Genomic DNA, 24,393 nt, shown 5'->3' on the forward strand with positions numbered 1-24,393 from the left:
GAACAGCGGCGGCTGGGCGCCTCCGCCCAAGCCACAGCCCCAGTCGCAGCTGCACCCCGACCCCGCCTCACCCGTCCGCCCGTACGCGGTGACGGGTGGGCGGACGGCGCCCAGGGTCAAGCTGGCGATGGAGGCCCTGGTGTCGTCGGCGACCGCCGAGCACCGGGAGTTCTCCCACATCACGCCGGAGTACCAGGCGATCAGCCAGCTGTGCAGGCAGGTCCGGTCCGTGGCCGAGGTGTCGGCGCTGCTGCGGATCCCGCTGGGCGTGGTGCGTGTTCTGATCGCCGACATGGCGGCCGAGGGCCTGGTCCGCGTGCATCAGCCACAGCTGGACGCCGGCAGGCCGGACGTTAATCTGCTCGAAAGGGTGCTCAGTGGACTTCGCAGGCTCTAGCCCCGGCTTGACTTCAACGAAGATCGTGGTGGCCGGCGGTTTCGGGGTGGGCAAGACGACGTTCGTCGGCGCGGTCTCGGAGATCATGCCGTTGACCACGGAGGCGGTGATGACCGACGCCTCCGCGGGGATCGACGACCTGGGCATGACGCCCCTGAAGTCGACCACGACCGTCGCGATGGACTTCGGCCGCGTCTCGCTCGACCGTGACCTGATCCTCTATCTGTTCGGCACGCCGGGCCAGCACCGGTTCTGGTTCATGTGGGACGACCTGGTGCGCGGCGCGATCGGCGCGGTCGTGCTGGTGGACACCCGCCGCCTGGCCGACAGCTTCCCCGCGATCGACTACTTCGAGGAGGCGCAGCTGCCGTTCGTGGTGGGCGTCAACGGCTGGGACGGCCAGTACCCGCACAGCGACGCCGAGGTCCGCGACGCCCTCACGCTGGCCCCCCACATCCCGCTCGTCCGGCTGGACGCCCGCTCCAAGGACTCGGTCAAGAGCGCCCTGATCCACCTGGTCGAGCACGCCCTGTCGATCAGGATGGCGGTGCCGGGCTGGAGCGGCGGCGGCTGATCCGGCCCGCCGCCGCCCCGCGCGCTCAGCGGGGCCGGGCCTCGATGAGGCTGGCTCCCGAGCCCAGCTCGACGACCTCGGCCAGGCGCAGGTCCGCCCGGTCGAGCAGTGCCGTGTACTCCTCGCGGCTGCGCTCGGCGCCGCCGTCGAAGATCGCCAGCATCCGCATGTCGATGTCCTTGCCCAGGTGCGGCGCCTCGTCGTCGGGCAGCACCACCTCCAGCACCAGGACGCGGCCGCCGGGGTTCATCGCCCGGCGGACGTTGCGCAGGATCGTGACCGCGTCCTCGTCGTCCCAGTTGTGCAGGACGCTGGCCAGCAGGTAGACGTCGCCGCCCGCCGGGACCTCGGTGAAGAAGTCGCCGGTGACGACCTCGCTCCGCTCACCCAGCCCCTCGGCGGCCAGCAGCTCCCTGGCCCGGCCGGCCACGTGCTCCAGGTCGAACAGGATGCCGCGCATGTCCGGGTTGGCGTGCAGGACGGTGGCCAGGATGTGGCCCTTGCCGCCGGCGACGTCCACCATGGTCGCGGTGGCCGGGAAGTCGTACCGCTTGGCCAGGCCCTCGGTGAAGGGGATCGCGCGGGCGGTCATGTAGTCGTCGAACAGCTTGCCCGCTCCCGGGTTGGCCGCCAGGTAGTCGTACAGGTGGCCGTAGCGGGCGGCGAAGGCCGAGCCGCCGTCGCGGACGGTCGCGGGCAGGTTGCCCATGGCGTGCCAGAAGCCCTCCTCGCCGAGCATCCGGATCGACGAGCGCACCGAGTCAGGCACGTCCGACCGCAGCGCCGTGCCGCGCTCGGTCAGGTCGAAGGTGTCCGGCCCGGCGCCGCGGACCACGCCCATCCCGGCCAGCTCGCGCAGCACGCGGCGCAGCCTGGGGGCGTCGGCCTCGCAGCGGGCGGCCAGGTCTGCGGTGGTGAGCGGACCGTGGGCGAGATGGTCGGCCAGGCCGAGCTCCGCCATGGTCAGCAGAGCGGCGAAGCGCGAGATGTCGGCCACGGCCCCCCAAAGGAGGTCATCCGAGTGGGGCATGGGGTCCTTCCAGAAAGTCAGACGTTGCGGTTGGCCTGCCGGTGCCACACCAGCAGGCGGCGCTCGGCCAGCACGAACAGCGAGTTCACCAGGTAGCCGAGGATGCCGAGCAGGGCGATCGCGGCCCACACGCCGGGCCCGTCGAAGCTGCGCTGGGCCTGCAGGAGCTGGTAGCCGATGCCGTCCGTGCTGCCGAACAGCTCGGAGATCACCATGAGGATCAGCGCCAGCGACAGGCTCAGCCGCAGCCCGGCGAAGATCTTCGGCGAGGCGGCGGGGAGCACGACCACGCGCAGGCGCTGCGCCTTGGACAGGCCGAACACGGTGGCGGTCTCGGTGTAGGTGCGATCCACGGCCCGGACGCCCTCGATCGTGTTGAGCAGCACCGGCCAGATCACGCCGAACACGATCGTGGCGAGCTGCATGCTGAGCTGCGCGTGCTCGGTGCGCGCGAACAGCGCGACGAACAGCGGCAGCAGCAGCGGCGGCGGGATCGCCCGGCCGAACTCGAACAGCGCGTCCACGTAGTCGGTGGCCGCCCTGGAACGGCCGAGCGCCACGCCGAGCAGCACCCCGAGCAGCGAGGCCAGGATCCAGCCGCTGAACATGCGGCCGAGGCTGGGCAGGATGTTGCCGATCGCCTCTTCGGTGAGGAACAGGTGGGAGACGGGGCCGGAGAACCACATCTGGTACATGCTGGTGACGATGGTCAGCGGCGGCGGGAAGTCGGTGTCGTCGATGAGCCGCCCGAGCAGCTCCCAGACGACCAGCACGACCGGCACCACCCACAGCCTGGACAGCCGCCTCACGACTCCGACGCTCCCATCCGGACGCGGTGCCAGCGGAACAGCCGCCGCTCGCCGGCCAGCAGGACGAGGTTCGCGAACACCCCGAACGCCCCGGCCCAGAACGTCGCCGCCATGATCAGGTCCATCCGGTTGCCGCTGCCCGCCTGGATCGTGTAGACGCCGATCCCGGCCGTGCCGCCGGCCAGCAGCTCGGCGCTCACAGCGAGCACGAGCGCGATGCCGGCCGCGATCCTGATGCCGGTCGCGACGAAGGGGGCGGCGCTCGGCAGGCTGACCCGGGCCAGCACGGCCAGGCGGCCGAAGCCGAAGCTGCGCAGCGACTCCTTGGCCAGCGGGTCCACGTCCTGCATGCCGTACAGGGTGTTGATCAGGATCGGCCACATGGACGCGTACACGATGACCGAGACCTTCATCAGGCCGTCCACCGGGATCAGCAGGATCGCCAGCGGGATGATCGCCACCGAGGGGATCGGGCGCATGAACTCCAGCAGCGGCCGGATCGCCCGCTCCACCGGCGGCACCGCCCCCAGCAGCACGCCCAGCGGCACGGCCACGACGATCGCGGCGAGCAGGCCGAGCGCCCAGTTGGTGAGGGTGGTGACCAGGCCCTGCGTGAACACCGGGTCGGCGAGCAGGCGCACGGCTTCGTACAGGATGACGGAGGGCGCCGGGAAGATCACGCCGTCGCTCAGCGCGAAGCGGATGACCAGCTCACCGGCGATGAGGAACCCCGCGGCGCCGGCGGCGCCGCGGAGCAGACGCGCGGTGTTCATCAGCTTGCAGGGGCGGCGATGACCGACTTCACGTCGACCGGGCTGGTGAGGTACTTGTACTCCAGCATCAGGTCGGCGACCTTCTGCAGCCGGTTCTCGTTCAGCTCGCTCGGGTACGTGCCGAGCGTGATCACCGAGGCCGTCTTGGCGTCGATCTTGGTGTACTTCGGCAGCGTCTCCTCGATGACCTTGCGGTCACTGGAGGCGAGCTGCTGCGCCTTGGCGATGGCCCGCTGGAAGGCGGCCAGCGTCTTCGGGTACTTCTGCACCCAGTCCTCGGTGGCCATCCAGCCGGCGATGGGGAAGTCCTCCGTCTGGCCGGTCATGGTGTCGGCGAGCTTGCGGAAGCCGAAGGTGCTCTGGTTGGCGGTGATGAAGGGCTCGGTCATCCAGCCCGCGTCCGCCTGCCCGGTGTTGATCGCGTTGCCCTGCTCGGGGAACGGCTTCTCCACGAACTTGACGTCGGTGTCGGCCAGACCGGCGACCTTGAGCTGCGTCTCCACGGCCAGGGTGGCGATGTTCTTGAGGTTGTTGACGTAGATCGTCTTGTCCTTCAGGTCCGCCACCGTCTTGATGGGGGAGTCCTTGGGCACCATGATGTTGAACGTGTTGGGCGCGGCCTGGTACATGTCCGCGACCAGCTTGATCTTCTTGCCCTTGCTCACCGCGAGGAAGGTCGAGACGTAGTTGGTCTGCGAGATGTCGAGCGCGCCGCTCTCGATCTGCGGCAACGCCGCCGCGCCACCGGTGATGGTGACCGGCTCGACGGTCAGTCCCTCTTCCTTGAAGAAGCCCTTTTCGTTGGCGAGATAGACCGACACAACGTCGGGCACGGGGAGGGCGCCGACCTTGATGGTGGTCTTCTCCAGGCCCTTGCTGTTGGCCGAGCTCTTCGCGGTCTCGCCGCTGCCTCCGCCGCAGCCTGCAAGGGTGAGCGCCAGAGCCACGCCGACGACAATGGCGTGACCGCGCATAGTGCGTGTCATGGGGGGGTTCTCCTACCAGGGGGAAGTTCCGGAGATCGGCACGGGATGCCGGGCGTGAAGCGTACCGGAGCCGTCTTCGGATCTACAGCGCTATGCCGCGTATATGTAGGTTTATCGCGAAAATATGACAAATCAGCGTTATAGATGTAAATCTAGAGATTAAGTATGTTTAGTGGTGATATGTCCGTATTGGGACGGTGGTTGCGCTCCGTGTGCGGTGGCATGCGACGTGAAGGGAGTGCGATGTGGAACGGTTGAAAACCACCGAAACGTTGGCCTAAGTATGAGGTTTGTGCTCAAATTGGGCCTCGAACTTGCCTGCGATCACTCGTCCGCGTGACGAAGCCGCTGATTCCCCCTGAAGCAGGCCATGGCGAGAGGTTGCCACCAGTGAGGACAACAACGACCGGACCCGGTCGTGGCAGGGCTCCGGACGCCCCGGAAAAGGCCGCGGACGGCGAGGTGCAGCAGGCCCACCCGCCCAAGGCGGGCAGCCCGTTCGCCCTGCGCAACTGGCGCGTGCGTACCCGCCTCATCGCCCTCATCGCCATTCCCACGCTCGTGGCCGTCGTCCTCGGCGCCCTGCGGGTCACGACGTCGATCAACAGCGCGCAGCAGTACCAGGACATCAGCAGCGTGGGAACCCTGGTCGCGCAGCTCGGCGAGCTCTCCCGCGACCTCGGGCTCGAACGCGACCTGGCCGTCCGCCACGTCGCCACCAACCGCGGAGCCTCCGACGAGCAGCGGTTGAAGAGCCAGCACGAGATCGTCGACAAGCGCATCGCCAGCACCCTTGACGCGGGCAAGAAGTCCGAGGCGTCGCTGTCCGACCTCGGCAGGAAGTCGCTCGACCACATCCGGATCCGGCTCGGCCAGATCCCCTCCATGCGCAAGGCCGTCGCCGAGACCAAGCTCGGGCCGCTGCCCACCAGCGAGAAGTACTCCGAGGCCATCGCCGAGCTGCTGCAGCTCTACGACGAGCTCGGCCAGGGCTCCACGGACGAGGAGATCATCGCCACCAGCGCGGCCCTGCGCGCCGTCGCCCGCGCCGAGGAGGAGGCCTCCAAGCAGCGCGGCCTGCTGACCAGCGCCCTGATCAGAGGCTCGTTCGAGGAGCCGGAGTACAACGCCTTCCTCGACGCCCGCTCCCGCCGCAACAGCGAGCGCGACTCCTTCCGCGCCGTCGCCACGCCCGCGCAGCGGCAGTTCTACGACAACACCGTCGCCAGCCTGAAGATCGGCCGCGCCGAGTTCTACGCCAGCCGTGCGGTGCTGCTGCACAACGCCAACGATTCACTGCGCCGGCTCGACACCTCGACCAGGGACGACACCGACCAGTGGTTCCAGTCCATCACCGAGACCGTCGAGCGCCTGCACACCGTGCAGAAGTCGCTGTCGGAGCAGATCGCCACCCGAAGCGCCGACATCGCCAGCAGCGACCGGCAGCTCGCCGCGATCAACATCGGCGTCGTGGTGGGCCTGCTCGTCCTGGTCCTCGCGATCACCGCCCTGATGGCCGGCTCGCTGGTACGCCCGCTGCGCCGCCTGCGCTCGGACGCCCTGAAGATCGCCGGCCAGACGCTGCCCGACCTGGTCAGGCAGCTGCGCAACACCGACGTCAGCCCCGAACAGCTCCAGGTCCCGCCGATCGAGGTCAACTCCAGGGACGAGATCGGTGAAGTCGCCCGCGCCTTCGACGAGGTCCACCGCGAAGCCGTCCGGCTGGCCGGCGAGGAGTCCAGGCTCCGCTCGAACGTCAACGCGATGTTCGTGAACCTGTCGCGGCGCAGTCAGACGCTGGTGGAGCGGCAGATCACCCTGATCGACGGTCTGGAGCAGGGCGAGCAGGACGAGCAGCGGCTCGGCAACCTGTTCAAGCTGGACCACCTGGCCACGCGCATGCGGCGCAACAGCGAGAACCTGCTGGTCCTCGCCGGCCAGGACCCGCCGCGGCGCTGGAGCCAGCCGGTCAAGCTGGTCGACGTGGCCCGCGCCTCCCTGTCGGAGGTCGAGAACTACGAGCGCGTCGTCCTGGAGGTCCCCGAGGGCGTCTCCATCGCCGGCCAGGCCGTCAACGACGTCATCCACCTGCTGGCCGAGCTCATCGAGAACGCGCTGTCGTTCTCCCCGCGCGAGACCCGCGTCCCCGTCTCCGGCAGCAGGATCGACGGCGGCGGGATCATGCTCTCCATCAGCGACTCCGGCATCGGCATGACCGGCGACGAGCTGGTCCAGGCCAACGAGCGCCTGACCGACGCCCCCACCGTGGACGTGTCGGTCTCCCGCCGCATGGGCCTGTTCGTGGTCGCCAGGCTCGCCCACCGGCACGGCATCAGGGTGCAGCTGCGCCCGCACGGCTCCGGCGGCCTGACCGCCATGGTCCTCATCCCCGAGACGCTGCTCGGCGCGCAGCCCGCCGCGGTCGCCGGCGCGGGCGGCAACACCGCCGCCACGACCGCCCGCGAGGACGCCTTCGCCGCCTCCCAGCCCGCCGCCGGGGCCCAGCAGTGGCCCGGCGCCTCGGGCTTCGGGCTCGCCCCCGGGCACCCGTCCTACCCGTCGTACCCGTCCGAGCCGGCCGGCGGGTCGTGGCCGTCGATGCCGAACTCGCTGCCGTCCTCGATGCCCTCCATGCCGTCCGCGATGCCGCAGTGGCCTTCGACGGAGTCGACGAACACCGGCTCCGACTGGCTGCCGGACTCCTCCTCCGACGTCTGGGTGTCCTCACGCGGGCCGGTCACCGGGGAGCACGCGCCGCCGCAGCGCGGCCTGCCCCCCGAGGAGCCCCGCCCCTGGTCGGCTCCGCCGCAGGAGACGTCGCCCGCGTCCAAGTACGACTACCCCGAGACCGAGTCGGCGGCGACCGGCCCGATCCCCGTCGTCAAGCCCGCCTCCGGCGGGGACGAATACCTGCCGATCTTCGCCGCGGTGGAGTCGGCCTGGTTCGACCAGGGCGAGCCCAGCGCCACCTGGGGTTCGGCCAAGGCCGACGCCGGCTGGAACGCGGCGGCGTCCGTGGTGGAGCCCGTACGCGACGGCTCGACGGCGGCCGGGCTGCCCAAGCGGGTGCCCAAGGCCAACCTGGTGCCCGGATCGGCGGACACGGCGTCCGCGCCCAAGGGTGTGGCTCCCATGCCGTCGGTCTCGCCGGACCGGGTGCGCAGCAGGTTGTCGAGCTTCCAGCAGGGCTTCCGGGCAGCGCGTGACGACATCAGCGAGGGCAGGACATACCAATCCGGCCCGAGGAACGACAGTAGGGAGGAGGGCGCGTGAATGACCTGAGCCACTCGGCGCGCGGAGTCGACTGGTTGATCACCGACTTCGTCAGTACCGTCCCGGGGGTCGCGCACGCGGTGGTCGTGTCATCCGACGGCTTGCCGCTCGCGGCTTCGTCGGGTTTCCCGGCTGACCGGGCTGACCAGCTGGCCGCCATCGCGTCGGGGCTGGTGAGCCTCACGCAGGGCGCCGCCAGGGTGTTCGAGGGTGGTGCGGTCAACCAGACGATCGTGGAGATGCAGCGCGGGCTGATGCTGATCATGTCGATCAGCGACGGCTCGTGCCTGGCGGTCCTGGCGGCTCCGGACTGTGACATGGGGCTGGTGGCGTACCAGATGACCTTGATGGTGGATCGCGCCGGTCAGGTGCTGACCCCGGCGGTGCGCGCGGAGCTGCGCGCCAGCCAGACCAGGTGATGTAGGTGACGGATTCCTGGAACAGCGGCGGTTGGGAGCCCCAGCCGCCGGTCAGCTCGGACCCGGCCTCGCCGGTGCGCCCGTACGCGGTGACGGGCGGGCGTACCGCGCCCAAGGTCAAGCTGGCCATGGAGGCCCTGGTCTCGTCGGCTACGGCCGAACACCGGGAGTTCTCCCACATCACCCCCGAGTACAAGGCGATCAGCCAGCTCTGCCGTCAGGTGCGGTCGGTCGCCGAGGTGTCGGCGCTGCTGCGGATCCCGCTCGGTGTGGTGCGTGTTCTGATCGCTGACATGGCGGCCGAGGGCCTGGTACGGGTGCATCAGCCGCAGCTGGATGCGGGTAGGCCGGACGTCAACCTGCTGGAAAGGGTGCTCAGTGGACTTCGCAGGCTCTAGCCCCGGTCTGACCTCGACGAAGATCGTGGTGGCCGGCGGCTTCGGCGTGGGCAAGACGACGTTCGTCGGCGCGGTCTCGGAGATCATGCCGCTCACGACGGAGGCCGTCATGACGGACGCCTCCGCGGGCATCGACGACCTGGGCATGACGCCGCTGAAGTCGACCACGACCGTCGCGATGGACTTCGGCCGCGTCTCGCTCGACCGCGACCTGATCCTCTACCTGTTCGGCACCCCCGGACAGCACCGGTTCTGGTTCATGTGGGACGACCTCGTGCGCGGCGCCATCGGCGCCGTCGTGCTGGTCGACACCCGCCGCCTGGCCGACAGCTTCCCCGCGATCGACTATTTCGAGGAGGCGCAGCTCCCGTTCATCGTGGGGATCAACGGCTGGGACGGCACCTACGCCCACAGCGACGCCGAGGTCCGCGACGCCCTCACGCTGGCCCCCCACATCCCGCTGGTGCGCCTCGACGCCCGCCAGAAGGACTCGGTCAAAAGCGCTCTGATCAACCTCGTCGAGCACGCGTTGACCGTCCGGATGGCCGTGCCAGGCTGGAGCGGCTAGGAGAGCGGATAGGCTGAAGTCTTAGACGTACATTCGCTTCGAGGACTGGCCAACCACGTGTTCGAGACGCTTTCCGACCGGCTGACATCGGTCTTCTCCTCCCTCCGATCCAAGGGTCGGCTGTCCGACGCCGACATCGACGCCACCGCCCGCGAGATCCGCATCGCCCTGCTCGAGGCCGATGTCGCGCTCCCGGTGGTCAAGGCGTTCGTCGCCCAGGTCAAGGAGCGCGCCCGCGGCGCCGAGGTCTCCCAGGCGCTCAACCCGGCGCAGCAGGTCGTCAAGATCGTCAATGACGAGCTGATCGAGATCCTCGGCGGCGAGACCCGCAGGCTCCGCTTCGCCAAGACCGCGCCGACCGTCGTCATGCTCGCGGGTCTCCAGGGCGCCGGCAAGACGACCCTGGCCGGCAAGCTGGCCCGGTGGCTGCGCGAGCAGGGCCACGCGCCCATGCTGGTCGCCGCCGACCTCCAGCGGCCCAACGCCGTGCAGCAGCTCCAGGTCGTGGGCGAGCGCGCCAAGGTCGCCGTCTTCGCGCCCGAGCCGGGCAGCGGCGTCGGCGACCCGGTCGACGTCGCCCGCCGCTCGATCGACGAGGCCAGGCGGCTCAACCACGACATCGTCATCATCGACACCGCCGGTCGCCTGGGCATCGACCAGGAGATGATGAAGCAGGCCGCCGACATCCGCGACGCGGTCCGCCCCGACGAGGTCCTGTTCGTGGTCGACGCCATGATCGGCCAGGACGCCGTCACCACGGCCCAGGCGTTCATGGACGGCGTCGGCTTCGACGGCGTCGTGCTGACCAAGCTCGACGGCGACGCCCGCGGCGGCGCCGCGCTGTCGGTGCGGCACATCACCGGCCGCCCGATCATGTTCGCCTCCACCGGCGAGAAGCTGGAAGACTTCGACGCCTTCCACCCCGACCGGATGGCCTCCCGCATCCTCGACATGGGTGACATCCTCACCCTGATCGAGCAGGCGCAGAAGACGTTCGACGAGGAGCAGGCCGCCAAGATGGCGGGCAAGCTCACCTCGGGCGAGAACTTCACGCTCGACGACTTCCTCGAGCAGATGATGATGGTCCAGAAGATGGGCCCCATCAAGAACCTGCTCGGCATGATGCCCGGCATGGGGCAGATGCGCGACCAGCTCAACTCCATCGACGACCGCGACCTCGACCGCATCGCCGCCATCATCCGCTCGATGACGCCCGGCGAGCGGCAGGACCCGAAGATCATCAACGGCTCCCGCCGCGCCCGCATCGCCGCCGGCTCCGGCGTCACGGTCAGCGCCGTGAGCAACCTCGTCACGCGCTTCTTCGAGGCGCAGAAGATGATGAAGCGGGTGGCCGGGGGCATGGGGCTGCCGGGCATGCCCGGGGGGCGCGGGAAGGCGTCCAAGGCCCAGAAGAAGGCCAAGAAGGGGCGGCGCGTCAGCGGCGACCCGCGCAAGGCGGGCCTGGAGAAGTCGGCGTCCCCGTCGCCCGACGGCGAGGGCGCTTCGCCCAAGGCCGGGGGAGTGCTGGGGAACCTGGGCGGCAAGCTGCCGCCGGGGCTCGAACTGCCGCCGGGCTTCGACCCGTCGAAGCTGAAGCTGCCCGGCCAGTAACCACCACCGGGGGCGGGCCGCACCTGCGCCCGCCCCGCCCGCTGGCCGGGCCTGCCGCCCCTGGCACCCACCTGCCCTGCCTGCTGGGTCTGCTCGCCTAGCTGTTGGGCCTGCCGCGTCTGCCCGCCGCGCCGGCTTGTCAGGTGCCCGTCTGTCGCGTGACTGTCTGTTGCGCGCGCCCTTGCACCAGCGGTCCTTGCGCCGGCGGTTCTGTGCCAGCGGTCTTGGTGCTGAGCGGCTTGGCGCCGGTCCGCTTCGCATGCCGGCCCTTCTCTTGCCTGGACTTCGGGGGGACCCTTCGTGCGTCGGCCCCCTGCGCGGACCGGATCCATGACGGTGGTCGCGGGTCGGTGCTGCGTCGCCGTCCTCTGGCGCGTTCCGTCGCCCGAACGGGTGCGCGCCCGGGACCGTGGTCGGTCACCGGGCGCGCGGATGGGGGGCCGTTCGGCCTGCTCTAACGGCAGAGGAGCATCCACTGCAGAGCGGGGTCCATGAGGAGCCATCCTGAGGCGGCCGTTACGGGCATCCACATCGGCAGGCCGGTGAGCGGCGACCTCTGGGTCACCCAGGCGTCTTCGTGCGCCGGGCCGAACTCGCCGCCGTGGTCGCCGGGCCATTGATGACCGCTGGGGCCGCCGTGGTGGTGCGGCTCATGCGGGTTGTGCGGCCACTCACAAGGCGGCCAGTAGCTCTTCTCGTGCGGTTTGTGAGTCTTGTGCGGCTTGTGAGTGCAGTCATGCGTGGGCGTTGGGCTCGGCGTGGGCGTGGGCGTCGGAGTCGGGGTGGGCGTCGGGTTCGGTGTCGGTGTCACGGTGGGTGTCGGCGTGACCGTGGGGGTGGGTGTCACGGTCGGCGTGGGCGTGATCGTGGGCGTCGGGGTCACGATCGGCGTCGGTGTCACGGTCGGAGTCGGAGTCGGAGTCGGAGTCGGGTTCGGCGTCGGCGTGACCGTGGGTGTAGGCGTCACGGTCGGCGTCGGCGTGACCGTGGGCGTAGGTGTGACCGTGGGGGTCGGTGTGACCGTGGGGGTCACTGTCGGGGTGGGCGTCACGGTGGGCGTAGGGGTGATGGTGGGTGTGGGGGTCGGGGTCACTGTGGGGGTGATCGTGGGTGTCGGGGTGGGCTGGTTGGGGACGCAGTTGACCTCCACCCGGCCGATGATGACCGTCGTGAGCGGCCCTTCGTAGACGACGCCGCCGTCTTCGTCCAGCAGGCGGCCCGAGATGGTGATCGTCATGTCCGCCTCGGCGGAGGTCGCGTCGTTCGTCGTGGCGTTGTCGGTCCTGACCACCGTCAGCGTGCCGGAGGCCACGCCGGGGTACCCGAGCTGCGCGCCCGTCGCGGGCACCTCCGTGGTCCCCTGCTCCACGGGCACGCCGAGCACCGTGATGGTCCCCGGCGCCGCCTGTACGGACGCCATCGCCGGAGCCGGCGGCGTGCACCGCGCGTGCGTCTCCACGTTGCCCGTGACCAGCAGCGGCTCGGACGCGTCCGGGTTGAGCTGAAGGGTGTTGACGACCAGTTGGGCGCTGGCCTCCCAGACGTCCGGCGCGTCGAGGCCGCTGGCCTGGAGCTGTTCGTTGGCCAGGCTGACGAAGTCGGTGACCCCGTCGGGGTCGCTCCAGTCGCCGGTGTCGGTGCCGGGCTCAGGCCCGACGGACGCCGTGCCCCAGGTGCCGGAGAAGCCCGGCTGGCCCAGTTCCGGGATCTCGGTGACGGTCAGGCCGATACCGTTGGCATTGGCGAACTCGCCCGCCGCGGCGGTGGCCGTAAGCCCGAACAAGGCGCCGGTGAGCAGGACGGACGCGCCGGCGGTGAGCAGCCGCGCGCGCGTGAACAGCGGATTGATCGTGGTGGTCACCCACCCATTCCGCAGGGAAGTTGATCAACCCGGACGAGGTGACACGCGGCCCTTGCCGAGCCTTTGCCGGGGCCTGCCGGGACAGGTCGAAGGCACTGTCCGCGGTCTGGCAGAATGACATGTTGGAACATCGTGACCAGGTGGGTGCCCTCTCATCTCCTGCCGGCCACGCCTGTCCCTGGAGCGTCGTCTCATCGTGCCCCACTCGATGAGGTGCCGTTCACCCACGCTCGAATGCAGGAGAGACCACACCAGTGGCAGTCAAGATCAAGCTCAAGCGGCTCGGCATGATCCGCAACGCTCAGTACCGAATCGTCGTCGCCGACAGCCGCACCAAGCGTGACGGCCGGGCGATCGAGGAGATCGGCCTGTACCACCCGAAGGAAAACCCTTCGCGCATCGAGGTCAACGCCGAGCGTGCGGCCTACTGGCTGGGTGTCGGCGCGCAGCCGACCGAGCCGGTGCTCAAGCTGCTCAAGCTCACCGGTGACTGGCAGAAGTTCAAGGGCGAGGCCGCCCCGGCGCCGATGAAGGTCGCCGAGCCCGCGCCCGACCGCCACGCCCTCTACGAGGCCGCGGCCAAGGAGGCGCTGTCCGGTGGCGACACCGGCACGGCCGCCACCACGGCGCCCAAGCGTGCCAAGAAGAAGGAAGAGGCTGAGGCCGCCCCCGCCGCCGAGACCCCGACCGAGGGCGAGGGCTGACGTGCTCGAGGAGGCTCTCGAGCACCTCGTTAAGGGCATCGTCGAACATCCCGACGATGTCCGGGTCCGCGCTCGCCGCATTCGCAGCGGGCGCGTCCTGGAGGTCCGGGTGCACCCCGAGGACCTGGGCAAGGTCATCGGACGCGGCGGGCGCACCGCCAAGGCGCTGCGCACCGTTGTGAACGCCCTGGCCGACGGGAAGTACGTACGGGTCGATCTGCTCGACCTGGACGAAGCAGTCCGTTAGCGTCAGGAATTCGCGCCCTCATCGGTCCCGAAAGGGCCGATGGGGGCGCTTGCGTTAGGAGAAGGTGGGTTCACGTGCAGCTGGTCGTCGGCCGGATAGGCCGTCCGCACGGGGTACGCGGTGAGGTGACCGTGGAGGTGCGCACCGACGATCCCGAGCTGCGCTTCGCCGAGGGCGTGGCCGTCGCGACCGACCCGGCGAGCGCCGGGCCGCTCGTGGTCGAGCATCGCCGCTGGCACAAGGGCGTGCTGCTGATCGCGTTCGAGGGGGTTCACGGCCGTGACGCGGCCGAGGAGCTCCGGGGCACCATGCTGGTCATCGACTCCGCCGACGTGGAGTCGTCGGACGACCCGGACGAGTTCCACGACCACCAGCTCGTCGGGCTGGCGGTGGAGACCGTGTCGGGCGAGCCCGTCGGCGAGGTCACCGACGTGCTGCACCACGGCCAGGACCTGCTGGTCGTACGCCGGCGCGGGCAGGACGACGCGCTCATCCCGTTCGTGAAGGCCCTGGTGCCCGAGGTCGATCTGACGGGCGGGCGCCTGGTCGTCGACCCGCCAGAGGGCCTGCTGTGATGCGCCTCGACATCATCTCCATCTTCCCCGAGTACTTCGCCCCGCTCGACGTCTCGCTGATCGGCAAGGCGCGCGAGCGCGGCACCCTCGACGTGCGCGTCCACCAGCTCCGCGACTGGGCGCACGACGTGCACAGGACGGTCGACGACACGCCGTACGGCGGCGGTCCCGGCATGGTGATGAAGCCCGAGGTCTGGGGCGAGGCCATCGACTCGGTGATCGGCGACGGCGCGCCGCGGGTGATCGTGCCGACGCCGAGCGGGCGGCCGTTCACCCAGGAGATGGCCCAGGAGCTGGCCGCCGAGCCGTGGCTGCTGTTCGCCTGCGGGCGTTACGAGGGCATCGACTCGCGCGTCATGGCCGAGTACGGCGCCCGGCTGCGGGTCGACGAGGTCAGCATCGGCGACTACGTGCTGGCCGGCGGCGAGGTCGCGGTGCTGGTGATGGTCGAGGCCGTCGGCAGGCTGCTGCCCGGCGTGCTGGGCAACGCACAGTCGGCTGTCGACGACTCCTTCGCGCCGGGTTCGATGCAGAACCTGGTGGAAGGCCCGGTCTACACCAAGCCGCCGGTCTGGCGCGGCCACGAGGTGCCTGCGGTGCTGCTGTCCGGACATCACGGAAAAGTCGCCCGATGGCGACGGGACGAGGCGCTCCGGCGTACGGTGCGGAACCGGCCGGAACTGGCCGCGGCGCTCGATCCCGAGACGCTCGACAAGCATGACAAGAAGCTGCTCGACGAGCTCTCGTTTCGCGTCCGGCCGGAAGATGTGGCAAACTGAATCGCTGCCGACCATCACACGGTTGGTCCGTCATGCCCGGGTAACGGTCCCGGGTTCATCAAATCAGCAAGCGTGTCCGCCGCGAGCTCCGGCCGGGTGGACCTCCGCGTGCTCGCGAGGACTTGAGGACAGCTCTCATGCACACGAAGATCCAGGAGCTCGAGAAGGCGACCCTTCGCAGCGACGTCCCGGCGTTCCGCCCCGGTGACACGCTCGAGGTCCACGTACGAGTGGTCGAAGGCAACCGCTCCCGTATCCAGGTCTTCAAGGGCTTCGTCCTGCGCCGGCAGGGCAGCGGCGCCCGCGAGACCTTCACGGTCCGCAAGGTCAGCTACGGCGTCGGCGTCGAGCGCACCTTCCCGGTGCACAGCCCGGTCATCGAGAAGATCGTGCTCGTGACCCGCGGTGACGTGCGTCGCGCCAAGCTCTACTACATGCGCGACCTGCGCGGCAAGGCCGCCCGCATCCGCGAGAAGCGCGAGGCGACGCCCGCGAAGTAACCCCAATCTTTTCCGAAAGGCCCGTGCACCGCACGGGCCTTTCGGCTTTGCGGGGCCATTTCCTTTATGTGGAGCGACTCGTGCGTGGGTGTAACGTCGGTCGAGGCTTGTCGAGCCGTTCCATCATCTAGGCTCGTCAGCGATGACAAGCGAAGACCAGGAGTACGGCGCCTCGCGCCGCCCTGTCGAGGACGAGGTGGACGTGGTCGCCGAAGAGACTCAGAAGCCGGCAAAGGGCGACAAGGAGAAGAAGGGGTCGTTCTGGAAAGAACTCCCCGTACTTGTCGTTGTGGCCCTCGTGCTGGCCCTGATCATCAAGACGTTCGTGATCCAGGCCTTCTACATTCCGTCGGAGTCCATGGAGAACACCCTGCTCAAGAACGACAGGGTCCTGGTCAACAAGCTCGTCTACCACACCCGTGACATCGAGCGCGGCGACGTGGTCGTCTTCTCCGGCGTCGACTCCTGGGACGGCGAGTTCGAGGTCGAGGAGCCGTCCAACCCGATCGCGGGCTTCTTCCGCTGGGTCGGCACGGCCTTCGGCGTCGTCCCCGGCGAGAAGGACTACATCAAGCGGGTCATCGGCGTGGGCGGCGACCACGTCAAGTGCTGCGACTCCAAGGGCCGCATCACGGTCAACGGCACGGCCATCGACGAGGAGAGCTACCTCTATCCGGGCAACGTGCCGTCCGACCGGTTCTTCGACATCACCGTGCCGCCCGGGCGGCTGTGGGTGATGGGCGACCACCGTTCCGTCTCGCTCGACTCCCGCTCGCACACCGGCGACCAGGGCGGCGGCTCGATCCCCGAAGGTCAGGTCATCGGCCGGGCCTTCGTGATCGTCTGGCCGTTCAACCGGGCGGGCGTGTTGTCCATACCTGACACCTTCGCGCAGCCCGCGCTCCAAGCACTCGGAGGGGCCGTACCGCTGGTGGCCGGGTTCGGGCTGGCCGTACCCTTGGTCCTGGTTCGTCGGCGCCGGTTGGGGAGGAAGCGCTGATGGCCGTCACCAAGAAGGCGGAGGGCGTGGCCAAAGAGAAGAAAAAGGGCGGCTTCCGGGAGACCGTCCTGCTGCTGGTGCTCGGCGTGGGCATCGCGTTGTTGCTCCAGGCGTTCGTGATCGGGTCGTTCTACATCCCGTCGGAGTCGATGGAGAACACCCTGCTCATCAACGACCGGGTCTTTGTCAACAAGCTGGCCGGCGATCCCGAGCGCGGCGACATCGTGGTCTTCAAGGGCTGGCGCACCGGCGAGGACACCATCAAGCGGGTCATCGGCGTCGGCGGCGACAAGGTGGTGTGCTGCGACTCCAAGCACCGCATCAGCGTCAACGGCACGCCGCTCGACGAGGAGTCCTACCTCTACCCCGGCGACTTCGGCGGCGGCGACAAGTTCAGCGTCACCGTCCCGGCCGGCAAACTGTGGCTGATGGGCGACCACCGCACCGCCTCGGCGGACTCGCGGGCCCACATGGACGAGCCCGGCGGCGGCTTCATCTCCGTCGACGACGTGATCGGCAAGGCGGTCGTCCGCTACTGGCCGCTGTCGCGCGGCTACCTGTTCTCCACGCCCGACACTTTCGACAAGGTCAAGTAAGGGGCTTTCGGTCGCGGTTTGCGGCGAATGGGGCGTACGCTTCGAGTGTCATGACAGTTGCGTTCCGCCCTCGACCGAGCGTCGTCCGGCGCGATTCCGGACTCTACGCCTACGAGCGGGCGCTGGCCCGCCGTGGGCTGACCCCGATCGCGGGCGTCGACGAGGCGGGCCGCGGCGCCTGCGCCGGGCCGCTGGTCGTCGCGGCCGTCGTCCTGCGCAGGGAGATCGACGGTCTCGGTGACTCCAAGATGCTGTCCCCGCCGGTGCGCGAGCGCCTGTACGACCGCGTCGTCGCCACCGCCCACGTGGGCGTCGTGGTGATCCCGGCCGCCGAGATCGACGCCCGGGGGCTGCACAGGAGCAACATCTCCGGAATGCGGCGGGCTGTGGCGCAGTTGCCATGTGATCCGGAGTACATCCTCACGGACGGCTTCCCGGTGCCCGGCATGCCCGCGCCGTCCCTGGCGGTGTGGAAGGGGGATCAGGTGGCCGCCTGCGTGGCGGCCGCGTCGATCGTGGCCAAGGTGACGAGGGACCGCCTGATGGTCGAGCTGGATCGAAGGTTCCCTCAGTACGGTTTTGCCGAGCACAAGGGGTATGTCACGCCAGGACACCGTTTGGCACTGGAGAGACATGGCCCGTGCCCCGAACACCGTTACTCCTTCGTCACGGTGGCCAGGGGGATGGGTGAAAATGAGATGGGGGCCGGGGTTGCCTGAGCAGGCGAACCGGGGGACCGGTACGACAGGAGGACCGCGATGAGCGCAGAGGATCTCGAAAAATACGAAACCGAGATGGAGCTGCAGCTTTACCGCGAATACCGTGATGTCGTCGGTTTGTTCACATACGTCGTGGAGACTGAGCGTCGGTTCTATCTGACCAACTCGGTCGATCTCGACGTCCGTACGGCGGAGAACGGCGACGTCTTCTTCGATGTGAAGATGCAGGACGCCTGGGTCTGGGACATGTACCGGCCGGCGCGGTTCGTGAAGAACGTACGGGTGGTCACGTTCAAGGATGTGAACGTGGAAGAGCTGGCCAAGGCCGACCTGGAGATGCCCAAGGAAGGGTTCTCGGGGTAGGGCGAAGGGGGCGCCGTCGAGGCGGCGGGTGTGGTGGTGGTGCGTCCGGTGGCGGCGTGTCCGGGCGTTGTGCTTGTGTTCGCATCTGGAGTTCCAGGGTTCCGGTGTTGCGCGTGACGCCGCACGCGGCCACACCGTCGCTTCGAGCAGCTTCCGGTCCCAGGACGTCTTGGGGCTGGTTGGCCAACGCTGACCTCATCGGCCCGATGCCGTGGATGAGGCCTACCTGCAGGTTCTGAATACCGCCTCCTGCACGCTGGGGCCCGGCCTGCTGTCTGCTGGTGCGGTGACGGCACAGTCGGGCCCACTGGACACATGCTGGGCCCTGCCGATGCACGCTGGGCCCTGTTGGCACATGCTGGGCTTTCCGGTACGCATTGGGCTCTGCCGGCAGACGCTGGGCCCTGCTGGTAGACGCCGGGCTCTGCTGGCACACGCTGGGTGCTGCCGGCGCACGCTGGGCGCCGTCAGCGCGTGCTGGGCGCCATTCGGCTTGCGGTGGGCCGTCGTCGAGCGCAGGGTGAGGGCCGCCGGGCATGCGGAATCATTAGCCAGCTCTGGGTAGCGACGCCAGGTCCGCGATGAGCGTTGGCAGCCGGCTCAAGATGCGCTTCGACTGGCCCACGGCGCCAAGCATCTGCCCTTCTCCTGCCACGCGCTACTCGCGCTCTCTGCCATGTGCCACCCCCTCCTCAGTGCCCACCCCCTCCTCAGTGCCCACCCCCTCCTTAGTGCCCCCCCGCCTTTCCGCACGTCCCCCGGCCATTTCAGTACCCACCCACCTCCCCGCACGCGCCCACCCGCCTCGGTCGCCTCCTCGCACGTGCCCACCCGCCCCCTTCCGCAGGCCTATCCGCCTCCTCCGTGCTGCCCGTCACGTGCCGCCTCGCGGGATAGGTTCCGCGTCCTACCAACACAGTCGCCGCCAGCCACCGCATCGCTTCAGGACCATGGAGGCCGCAGGCGGGCAGAGTGGCGTCGGGGGTGCAGGGACCGTGAGGCTCATGCTGCGCCTCCGCCTCCTGCGCTGTGCAGTGGTCGCCTGTCGTGCCACGGTGAGCCGTCCCCGGCAGGACGGTCACACCGCACATCGCGCCTGCTCACAAAAACGTCCTGTCCCGTCCCGCTCGTCATCCCGGTATCCCGGCATGGGACGCACGGATACCGCCCCCTTCGATGACCCGGCAACGAGCCTCGGTTGCATGAAGTTATCCACAAGCCACGGTCCAGCTCGTCCGGCCATCCCCAGAATCCCGTTCGCCTCCGTCTGACCTCCCCTCCATCCGCCAAGGTCGGTGACCGAACACAACACCGACGACGGACGAAGGGACGCCCCTCATGGCCCCGAAAGACGAGCTCGGCAAAGAAGGCGAGCACCTGGCCGCGATCTACCTCGAAGCCAAGGGGATGACGATCCTCGAACGCAACTGGCGCTGCCGTCGCGGCGAGATCGACATCATCGCCCTGGACGGTCAGGTCCTGGTGGTCGTCGAGGTCAAGACCAGATCCAGCAGATCCCACGGCACAGCCTTGGAATCCGTGAACCCCACCAAGCTGGCCCGGCTCCGCATGCTGGCCGCCAAATGGCTGTCGGCGCAGTCCCGTTCCTTCGAAGCCGTGCGCATAGACGTGATCGCCCTTGAGCGCTTCGCGGGCAGCTTCGCCCTGCGCCACATACGGGGGGCGATCTAGATGGCAGTGGCCCGGACCCGCAGCGTCGCGCTGGTCGGTGTGAGCGGCCGCAGCGTCGAGGTCGAGGCCGACGTGGGCAACGGCCTGGCCGGCATCCACCTCATCGGCCTGCCCGACACGGCGCTCAGCGAGGCCCGCGACCGGGTGCGATCCGCCGTGGTCAACAGCAGCTACCCATGGCCGGACGCCCGCATCACCGTCAGTCTCTTCCCCGCCAGCCTCCCCAAGCGCGGATCCCAGTTCGACCTCGCCATCGCCATGGCGATCCTGGGAGCCGCAGGAGTCGTCCCGGCGGAACGCATCGCCGAGCCCTTCTTCCTGGGTGAGCTGGGCCTCGACGGCCGAATCAGGCCCGTGCGCGGAGTGCTCCCGTCCATCCTCGGCGCCGCGGCGGCGCACGAAGACGCCACGATCATCGTCCCGTCGGAGAACTCGGGAGAAGCCGGCCTGGTCCCCGACGTGAACGTGGTCCCGGTGGCTCACCTGCGTCAGCTGGTCGAGTGGCTACGCAAAGGCGACAAGCCGCCCGAACCCGAGGCCGATAACCGTGTCGACACGCCCAAGCCCGTTCCCCAACCCGACGTCGACCTGGCGGACGTCGTCGGCCAGCCCGTCGCCCGCCGAGCCTTGGAGGTGTGCGCCGCAGGCGGCCACAACCTGTGGATGGTGGGCCCGCCCGGCACCGGCAAGACCCTGCTGGCCGAACGCCTTCCCACCCTCCTGCCGGACCTGGAGCTCGACCACGCCCTGGAGGTCACGGCCATCCACTCCGTCGCGGGGTTGCTGCCGCCCGACAGTCCCATGATCAACCGTCCGCCGTTCGTCAGCCCCCACCACACGGCGACGGCGGCCGCCATCATCGGCGGTGGCAGCACGGTCGTCCGTCCCGGAGCGGTCTCCCTCGCGCACAGGGGTTTGCTGTTCATGGACGAGGCCCCCGAGTTCCCCCGTCACGTCCTCGACTCGCTGCGGCAACCGCTGGAGTCTGGGCGCGTCACGGTGTCCAGATCCGCGGCCTCGGTCACGTTCCCCGCCCGGTTCATGCTGGTGCTGGCCGCCAACCCGTGCCCCTGCGCCCAGGCCGACGACCAGGCCGGCGCGGCCTGCCGCTGCTCGCCCACCACAAGACGCCGATACCTGGGCCGGCTGTCCGGTCCCCTCCTCGACCGCATCGACATGAAGGTCACGGTCGCCCGTTCGTCCAGACGCGAGCTCCTGGCCGACCGCCACTTCGTCGAATCCAGCGAAACAGTGGCCGAACGCGTCCTGCTGGCCCGCGAGCGCGCCGTCAAACGCCTGGCCCACACCCCCTGGCGGACGAACGCCGAGATCCCCGCATCCGTCCTCCACTCCGATTTCCGTCCGTCCGATGCGGCGATGAAGCCCATGACCTCCTGCCTCGATTCTGGCTCCCTCACCGCCCGCGGCCTCGACCGCACACTGCGCGTTGCCTGGACTCTCGCCGACCTCGCCGGCAAAGACCGCCCGGAAGAGAACGAGACCACCGCAGCCCTCGGCTTCTGGCTCGGAGTACGACCGTGACCCGGGCCGTCCGCCTGCACACCACCCCACCCATGAAGATCACCAGGAGGCCCCTGTGATTAGCCCAGAGCACGAGGCCCGTGCGGCCCTCATGCGAGCCGCCGACGTGGGCGACACGGCCATGGGCCGTCTGGTGGCGCACCTCGGTGCCTCCGGAGCGGTGGAGGCGATCCGCGAGCGTGCACTTCCACTGGCCTTCACCGCCCAGGAGTCGCGGCAGGAACGTCCGTGTGACCTGTCGGGGCGGCTGAACGCCTGGTTCCTCCGGCTGGCGGCGTCGAAACCCGCCGCCGATCTGGAGGCCGGCGAGAAGCACGGAGCCAGGCTGATCGTCCCCGGTGACCCTGAATGGCCCACGCAACTGGACCATCTCGGCCCGAGTCGCCCCCTGGGTCTCTGGTTGCACGGCACGGCCGACCTCCGTTTCGCCTGCCTGCAGTCCGTGGCCGTCGTAGGAGCCCGAGCCGCCACCCAGTACGGCCTGCACATCGCCGCCAACTTCGGCATCGGCCTCAGCGAAGCGGGCTGGTCCGTCGTCTCCGGTGGCGCCTACGGCGTGGACGGCGTGGCCCACAAGGGCGCCCTGCTGGCCGGCTCACCCACGGTGGTCGTGCTCGCCTGTGGAGTGGACATCTGCTACCCGAGCGGCCACCAGGAGCTCTTCGCCCAGGCCCGTGAACAGGGCGTCGTGATGAGCGAATGCCCGCCCGGCGTCCACCCCACCCGCGCCCGCTTCCTGATCAGGAACCGCCTTATCGCCGCCCTGACCAGAGGTACGGTCGTCGTGGAGGCTGCCCTACGCAGCGGTGCCCTGAACACCGCCGGCCACGCGCTCACTCTCAACCGGCACCTGGGGGCGGTGCCAGGGCCCACCACGTCCGCGCTGTCGGCCGGCTGTCACAAACTCCTGCGCGAACGCAAGGCCGTCTGTGTCACCACTCCGGAGGAGATGATCGAACTGGTCGGCGTCATGGGCGACGACCTGGCCCCGCAGACCCGAACCCCCGTCGTCCCCCGCGACGGCCTGAGCGAATCCACCAAGAGAGTCCTGGACGCCATCCCCACCCGCGGCGGCGCCGGCCCGGCATCGATAGCGGTCTCAGCAGGCGTCAGCATGGACATCACACTGAGCGCCCTGGGTGGTTTGGCCGCAGCGGGATACATAGAACGAACAGGCGGCGGCTGGCGCCTCCGCAAAACCGCATCCAGCTACCCGAAAGCCCCCGAATCCATGGCCCTGACCCCACCCCCGGTCAACGAAGCCCCCGCCCCAGACCTCCCGCCACCTACGGAAGACGACACCCCACCTCCACCCCACCCCGAAGAACTAGCAACCCCTACCTGACCAACCCGTGCGACGTAGGGGCATGCGGCACCGCCGATGTGACCGCCACCATGACCCAGATGACGAGTTCGTGAGGTGAGATGGTGAGGGAAGGGGCATGGGGGCGATCGAAAATGACTGACATGTGGGCGATGCGACGCACAACCAAGCCGCAGCCGGCGTCCACGCCGCGCCGCGGCGTGCCTTGCCTGTCCACTCAGGCGATGGACCTGCACACCGCTCCCATGGCGAGCCCGAGGCGCCGGGCGGCACAGTAGTGACACAAGTGGCAAATGTTCGTGCGGACAGTGGGTGAAGCCTTGAACAACAACCTCAACGACAGCCTGAACCACGACCAGAATCATGACCTGCCCCCCGACGTGGACGCCGGCCTGAACTCTGACGTGGACGCAAACCTGCACCCCCACGTGAACGCCCACCTGAACCCCCACGTGCATGCGGACCTGAATCGTGACCCGAACGCCGATCTAAATCGTGACCCGAACTGCGATTCGAATCGTGAGCCGAACTGCGATTTGAATCGGGACCTGAATGCCGACGAAGTGCTTGCCGAGTTCGAGAGATATTTGCGGTTCGAGCGAGACCTTTCCCCACATACAGTGCGTGCCTACCTCTCCGACATCACCGCCCTCCTCGACCACCTCCGTGGACGGCTCGACGGCCTGGACATCAGCGAGTTGCGAGGTTGGCTGGCCGACCAGCACAGCGCAGGCAAGGCAAGAGCCACGCTGGCCCGCAGAACGGCGTGCGTCCGGACCTTCACCGCGTACTGCCACCGCCGGGGTTGGCTCGCCGCCGATCCCGGCCTGTTGCTGGGCAGCGCAAAGGCGCCCCGTCCCTTGCCCGCCGTGCTCGATCAGGACCAGGCGCAGACCGTCCTGAGCGCGCCACCGTCCACCGGCGATCCCAAGGACCTTCGAGACCAGGCACTCCTGGAGCTCCTGTACGCCACAGGTGTGCGCGTGGGCGAGCTCTGCGCCCTAGACGTCGATGACGTGGACCGGGACCGGCATGTCATCAGAGTCCTGGGCAAGGGACGCAAGGAGCGTTCGGTGCCGTTCGGGCTGCCGGCGCTTCGAGCTCTGGACCGGTGGTGCATCAACGGGCGTCCCATCTGGGTTCGGGAACGCTCCGGACCGGCCCTCTTCCTCGGAGTCCGCGGCGGCCGGATCGACGCCGGTACCGTACGACGAGTGGTGCACGCGCGGCTGGCCCAGACCGAGGGCGCCCCGGACATGGGCCCACACGGACTGCGGCACACCGCGGCAACCCACCTCCTTGAAGGGGGCGCCGACCTGCGCAGCGTCCAGGAACTACTTGGTCACGCCTCCCTCAACACAACCCAGATCTACACCCACGTCTCGATCGACCGCCTCCGCACCGCATACCGCCAAGCCCACCCCCGCGCCTGACCACAGACACCAGCACGTCATCGCCTCCCCTCACCAACCCTTCGCCGCCCGGCTGAGCGCAAGGGGCACAAGACGTCGAACCAAGCCTCCACGTAGGCATTGGGCCCGGCCGAGCCCGCCCGCAGACGACGCAGCACGACGCGTTCGAGCGTGCTACGCAGTTCCCCAACTGACGCCAATGGCCCAAGACCTGAAGCCGTGTCGGCCTGAAGACCCGAAG

The 24,393-nt window shown here is 69.1% G+C and carries 25 protein-coding genes; 20 read left to right on the forward strand and 5 right to left on the reverse strand.

Annotated features, from left to right (window positions below):
- Positions 1 to 49: 49 nt before the first annotated feature.
- Together ACIBQ8_RS30010 and ACIBQ8_RS30015 are read left to right on the forward strand one after the other, a co-directional pair.
- Complete coding sequence (locus ACIBQ8_RS30010) at positions 50 to 397, forward strand: DUF742 domain-containing protein (protein ID WP_352350491.1); 348 nt, start codon at positions 50 to 52, stop codon at positions 395 to 397.
- 7 nt (positions 398 to 404) lie between these two features.
- Positions 405 to 971: an ATP/GTP-binding protein gene (locus tag ACIBQ8_RS30015; protein WP_352329408.1), complete on the forward strand. Its 567-nt coding sequence runs from the start codon at positions 405 to 407 to the stop codon at positions 969 to 971.
- A gap of 25 nt (positions 972 to 996) precedes the next feature.
- Here ACIBQ8_RS30015 and ACIBQ8_RS30020 read toward each other — a convergent pair whose 3' ends face one another.
- The 4 genes from ACIBQ8_RS30020 to ACIBQ8_RS30035 are packed head-to-tail and all read right to left on the reverse strand — an operon-like array spanning position 997 to position 4,569.
- The gene (locus tag ACIBQ8_RS30020) at positions 997 to 2,001 is read right to left on the reverse strand and encodes a methyltransferase (RefSeq protein WP_397169460.1); all 1,005 of its coding nucleotides are present in this window, start codon (positions 1,999 to 2,001) and stop codon (positions 997 to 999) included.
- A gap of 17 nt (positions 2,002 to 2,018) precedes the next feature.
- Positions 2,019 to 2,810: an ABC transporter permease gene (locus ACIBQ8_RS30025; protein ID WP_397169458.1), complete on the reverse strand. Its 792-nt coding sequence runs from the start codon at positions 2,808 to 2,810 to the stop codon at positions 2,019 to 2,021.
- The gene (locus ACIBQ8_RS30030) at positions 2,807 to 3,583 is read right to left on the reverse strand and encodes an ABC transporter permease (RefSeq protein WP_397169456.1); all 777 of its coding nucleotides are present in this window, start codon (positions 3,581 to 3,583) and stop codon (positions 2,807 to 2,809) included. The genes ACIBQ8_RS30025 and ACIBQ8_RS30030 overlap by 4 nt, the downstream gene beginning before the upstream one ends.
- Complete coding sequence (locus tag ACIBQ8_RS30035; protein WP_397169455.1) at positions 3,583 to 4,569, reverse strand: ABC transporter substrate-binding protein; 987 nt, start codon at positions 4,567 to 4,569, stop codon at positions 3,583 to 3,585. The genes ACIBQ8_RS30030 and ACIBQ8_RS30035 overlap by 1 nt, the downstream gene beginning before the upstream one ends.
- Positions 4,570 to 5,031: 462 nt before the next feature.
- On the opposite strand from ACIBQ8_RS30035, the gene ACIBQ8_RS30040 reads away from it, so the two are divergent.
- The 5 genes from ACIBQ8_RS30040 to ffh are packed head-to-tail and all read left to right on the forward strand — an operon-like array spanning position 5,032 to position 10,838.
- Positions 5,032 to 7,842, forward strand: coding sequence for a nitrate- and nitrite sensing domain-containing protein (locus ACIBQ8_RS30040; RefSeq protein ID WP_397193507.1), 2,811 nt, complete (start codon positions 5,032 to 5,034; stop codon positions 7,840 to 7,842).
- On the forward strand, positions 7,839 to 8,261 hold the full coding sequence (locus tag ACIBQ8_RS30045) for a roadblock/LC7 domain-containing protein (protein ID WP_352350301.1): 423 nt from the start codon (positions 7,839 to 7,841) through the stop codon (positions 8,259 to 8,261). Before ACIBQ8_RS30040 ends, ACIBQ8_RS30045 begins: the two co-directional genes overlap by 4 nt.
- Before the next feature lie 5 nt (positions 8,262 to 8,266).
- A complete protein-coding gene (locus ACIBQ8_RS30050) occupies positions 8,267 to 8,659 on the forward strand; it encodes a DUF742 domain-containing protein (protein WP_352350303.1) in 393 nt (130 codons plus the stop codon).
- Positions 8,660 to 8,666: 7 nt separating this feature from the next.
- The gene (locus ACIBQ8_RS30055; protein ID WP_352350493.1) at positions 8,667 to 9,227 is read left to right on the forward strand and encodes an ATP/GTP-binding protein; all 561 of its coding nucleotides are present in this window, start codon (positions 8,667 to 8,669) and stop codon (positions 9,225 to 9,227) included.
- 57 nt (positions 9,228 to 9,284) lie between these two features.
- Positions 9,285 to 10,838, forward strand: a complete 1,554-nt coding sequence (gene ffh, locus ACIBQ8_RS30060) for a signal recognition particle protein (RefSeq protein ID WP_397169452.1) — start codon at positions 9,285 to 9,287, stop codon at positions 10,836 to 10,838.
- 454 nt (positions 10,839 to 11,292) lie between these two features.
- Here ffh and ACIBQ8_RS30065 read toward each other — a convergent pair whose 3' ends face one another.
- The gene (locus tag ACIBQ8_RS30065; RefSeq protein ID WP_397193508.1) at positions 11,293 to 12,699 is read right to left on the reverse strand and encodes a hypothetical protein; all 1,407 of its coding nucleotides are present in this window, start codon (positions 12,697 to 12,699) and stop codon (positions 11,293 to 11,295) included.
- 254 nt (positions 12,700 to 12,953) lie between these two features.
- Between ACIBQ8_RS30065 and rpsP the strand changes: the two genes are divergently transcribed.
- The 13 genes from rpsP (at position 12,954) to ACIBQ8_RS30130 (ending at position 24,173) form a co-directional block, all read left to right on the forward strand.
- Positions 12,954 to 13,403, forward strand: a complete 450-nt coding sequence (rpsP, locus tag ACIBQ8_RS30070) for a 30S ribosomal protein S16 (RefSeq protein WP_397169448.1) — start codon at positions 12,954 to 12,956, stop codon at positions 13,401 to 13,403.
- A gap of 1 nt (position 13,404) precedes the next feature.
- Entirely contained in the window at positions 13,405 to 13,650 is a 246-nt protein-coding gene (locus ACIBQ8_RS30075) for an RNA-binding protein (protein ID WP_020546537.1), read from the forward strand.
- A 74-nt stretch (positions 13,651 to 13,724) separates the two neighbouring features.
- Positions 13,725 to 14,225 (forward strand): ribosome maturation factor RimM, encoded by a 501-nt coding sequence (gene rimM, locus ACIBQ8_RS30080; RefSeq protein ID WP_397169446.1) that lies wholly within the window; start codon positions 13,725 to 13,727, stop codon positions 14,223 to 14,225.
- Positions 14,225 to 15,004, forward strand: coding sequence for a tRNA (guanosine(37)-N1)-methyltransferase TrmD (gene trmD / locus ACIBQ8_RS30085; RefSeq protein ID WP_397169444.1), 780 nt, complete (start codon positions 14,225 to 14,227; stop codon positions 15,002 to 15,004). The genes rimM and trmD overlap by 1 nt, the downstream gene beginning before the upstream one ends.
- Before the next feature lie 137 nt (positions 15,005 to 15,141).
- Complete coding sequence (gene rplS / locus ACIBQ8_RS30090; protein ID WP_357707128.1) at positions 15,142 to 15,504, forward strand: 50S ribosomal protein L19; 363 nt, start codon at positions 15,142 to 15,144, stop codon at positions 15,502 to 15,504.
- 142 nt (positions 15,505 to 15,646) lie between these two features.
- Positions 15,647 to 16,504 (forward strand): signal peptidase I, encoded by an 858-nt coding sequence (gene lepB / locus ACIBQ8_RS30095; protein ID WP_358283749.1) that lies wholly within the window; start codon positions 15,647 to 15,649, stop codon positions 16,502 to 16,504.
- Positions 16,504 to 17,100 carry a signal peptidase I gene (gene lepB / locus ACIBQ8_RS30100; protein ID WP_397169443.1) on the forward strand — a complete coding sequence of 199 codons (597 nt, stop codon included), beginning with the start codon at positions 16,504 to 16,506 and terminating at the stop codon, positions 17,098 to 17,100. Before lepB (ACIBQ8_RS30095) ends, lepB (ACIBQ8_RS30100) begins: the two co-directional genes overlap by 1 nt.
- A gap of 50 nt (positions 17,101 to 17,150) precedes the next feature.
- Entirely contained in the window at positions 17,151 to 17,819 is a 669-nt protein-coding gene (locus tag ACIBQ8_RS30105) for a ribonuclease HII (RefSeq protein ID WP_397169442.1), read from the forward strand.
- Positions 17,820 to 17,858: 39 nt separating this feature from the next.
- The gene (locus tag ACIBQ8_RS30110; RefSeq protein ID WP_026215037.1) at positions 17,859 to 18,182 is read left to right on the forward strand and encodes a DUF2469 domain-containing protein; all 324 of its coding nucleotides are present in this window, start codon (positions 17,859 to 17,861) and stop codon (positions 18,180 to 18,182) included.
- Positions 18,183 to 19,520: 1,338 nt separating this feature from the next.
- A complete protein-coding gene (locus tag ACIBQ8_RS30115; protein WP_397193509.1) occupies positions 19,521 to 19,874 on the forward strand; it encodes a YraN family protein in 354 nt (117 codons plus the stop codon).
- Positions 19,875 to 21,416 (forward strand): YifB family Mg chelatase-like AAA ATPase, encoded by a 1,542-nt coding sequence (locus tag ACIBQ8_RS30120; protein ID WP_397193510.1) that lies wholly within the window; start codon positions 19,875 to 19,877, stop codon positions 21,414 to 21,416.
- A 106-nt stretch (positions 21,417 to 21,522) separates the two neighbouring features.
- Positions 21,523 to 22,761, forward strand: a complete 1,239-nt coding sequence (gene dprA, locus ACIBQ8_RS30125) for a DNA-processing protein DprA (protein WP_397193511.1) — start codon at positions 21,523 to 21,525, stop codon at positions 22,759 to 22,761.
- 299 nt (positions 22,762 to 23,060) lie between these two features.
- Positions 23,061 to 24,173, forward strand: a complete 1,113-nt coding sequence (locus tag ACIBQ8_RS30130) for a tyrosine recombinase XerC (RefSeq protein WP_397193512.1) — start codon at positions 23,061 to 23,063, stop codon at positions 24,171 to 24,173.
- Positions 24,174 to 24,393 lie beyond the last annotated feature (220 nt).

The organism is Nonomuraea sp. NPDC049646 (assembly GCF_044465525.1).
Lineage (GTDB): Bacteria > Actinomycetota > Actinomycetes > Streptosporangiales > Streptosporangiaceae > Nonomuraea.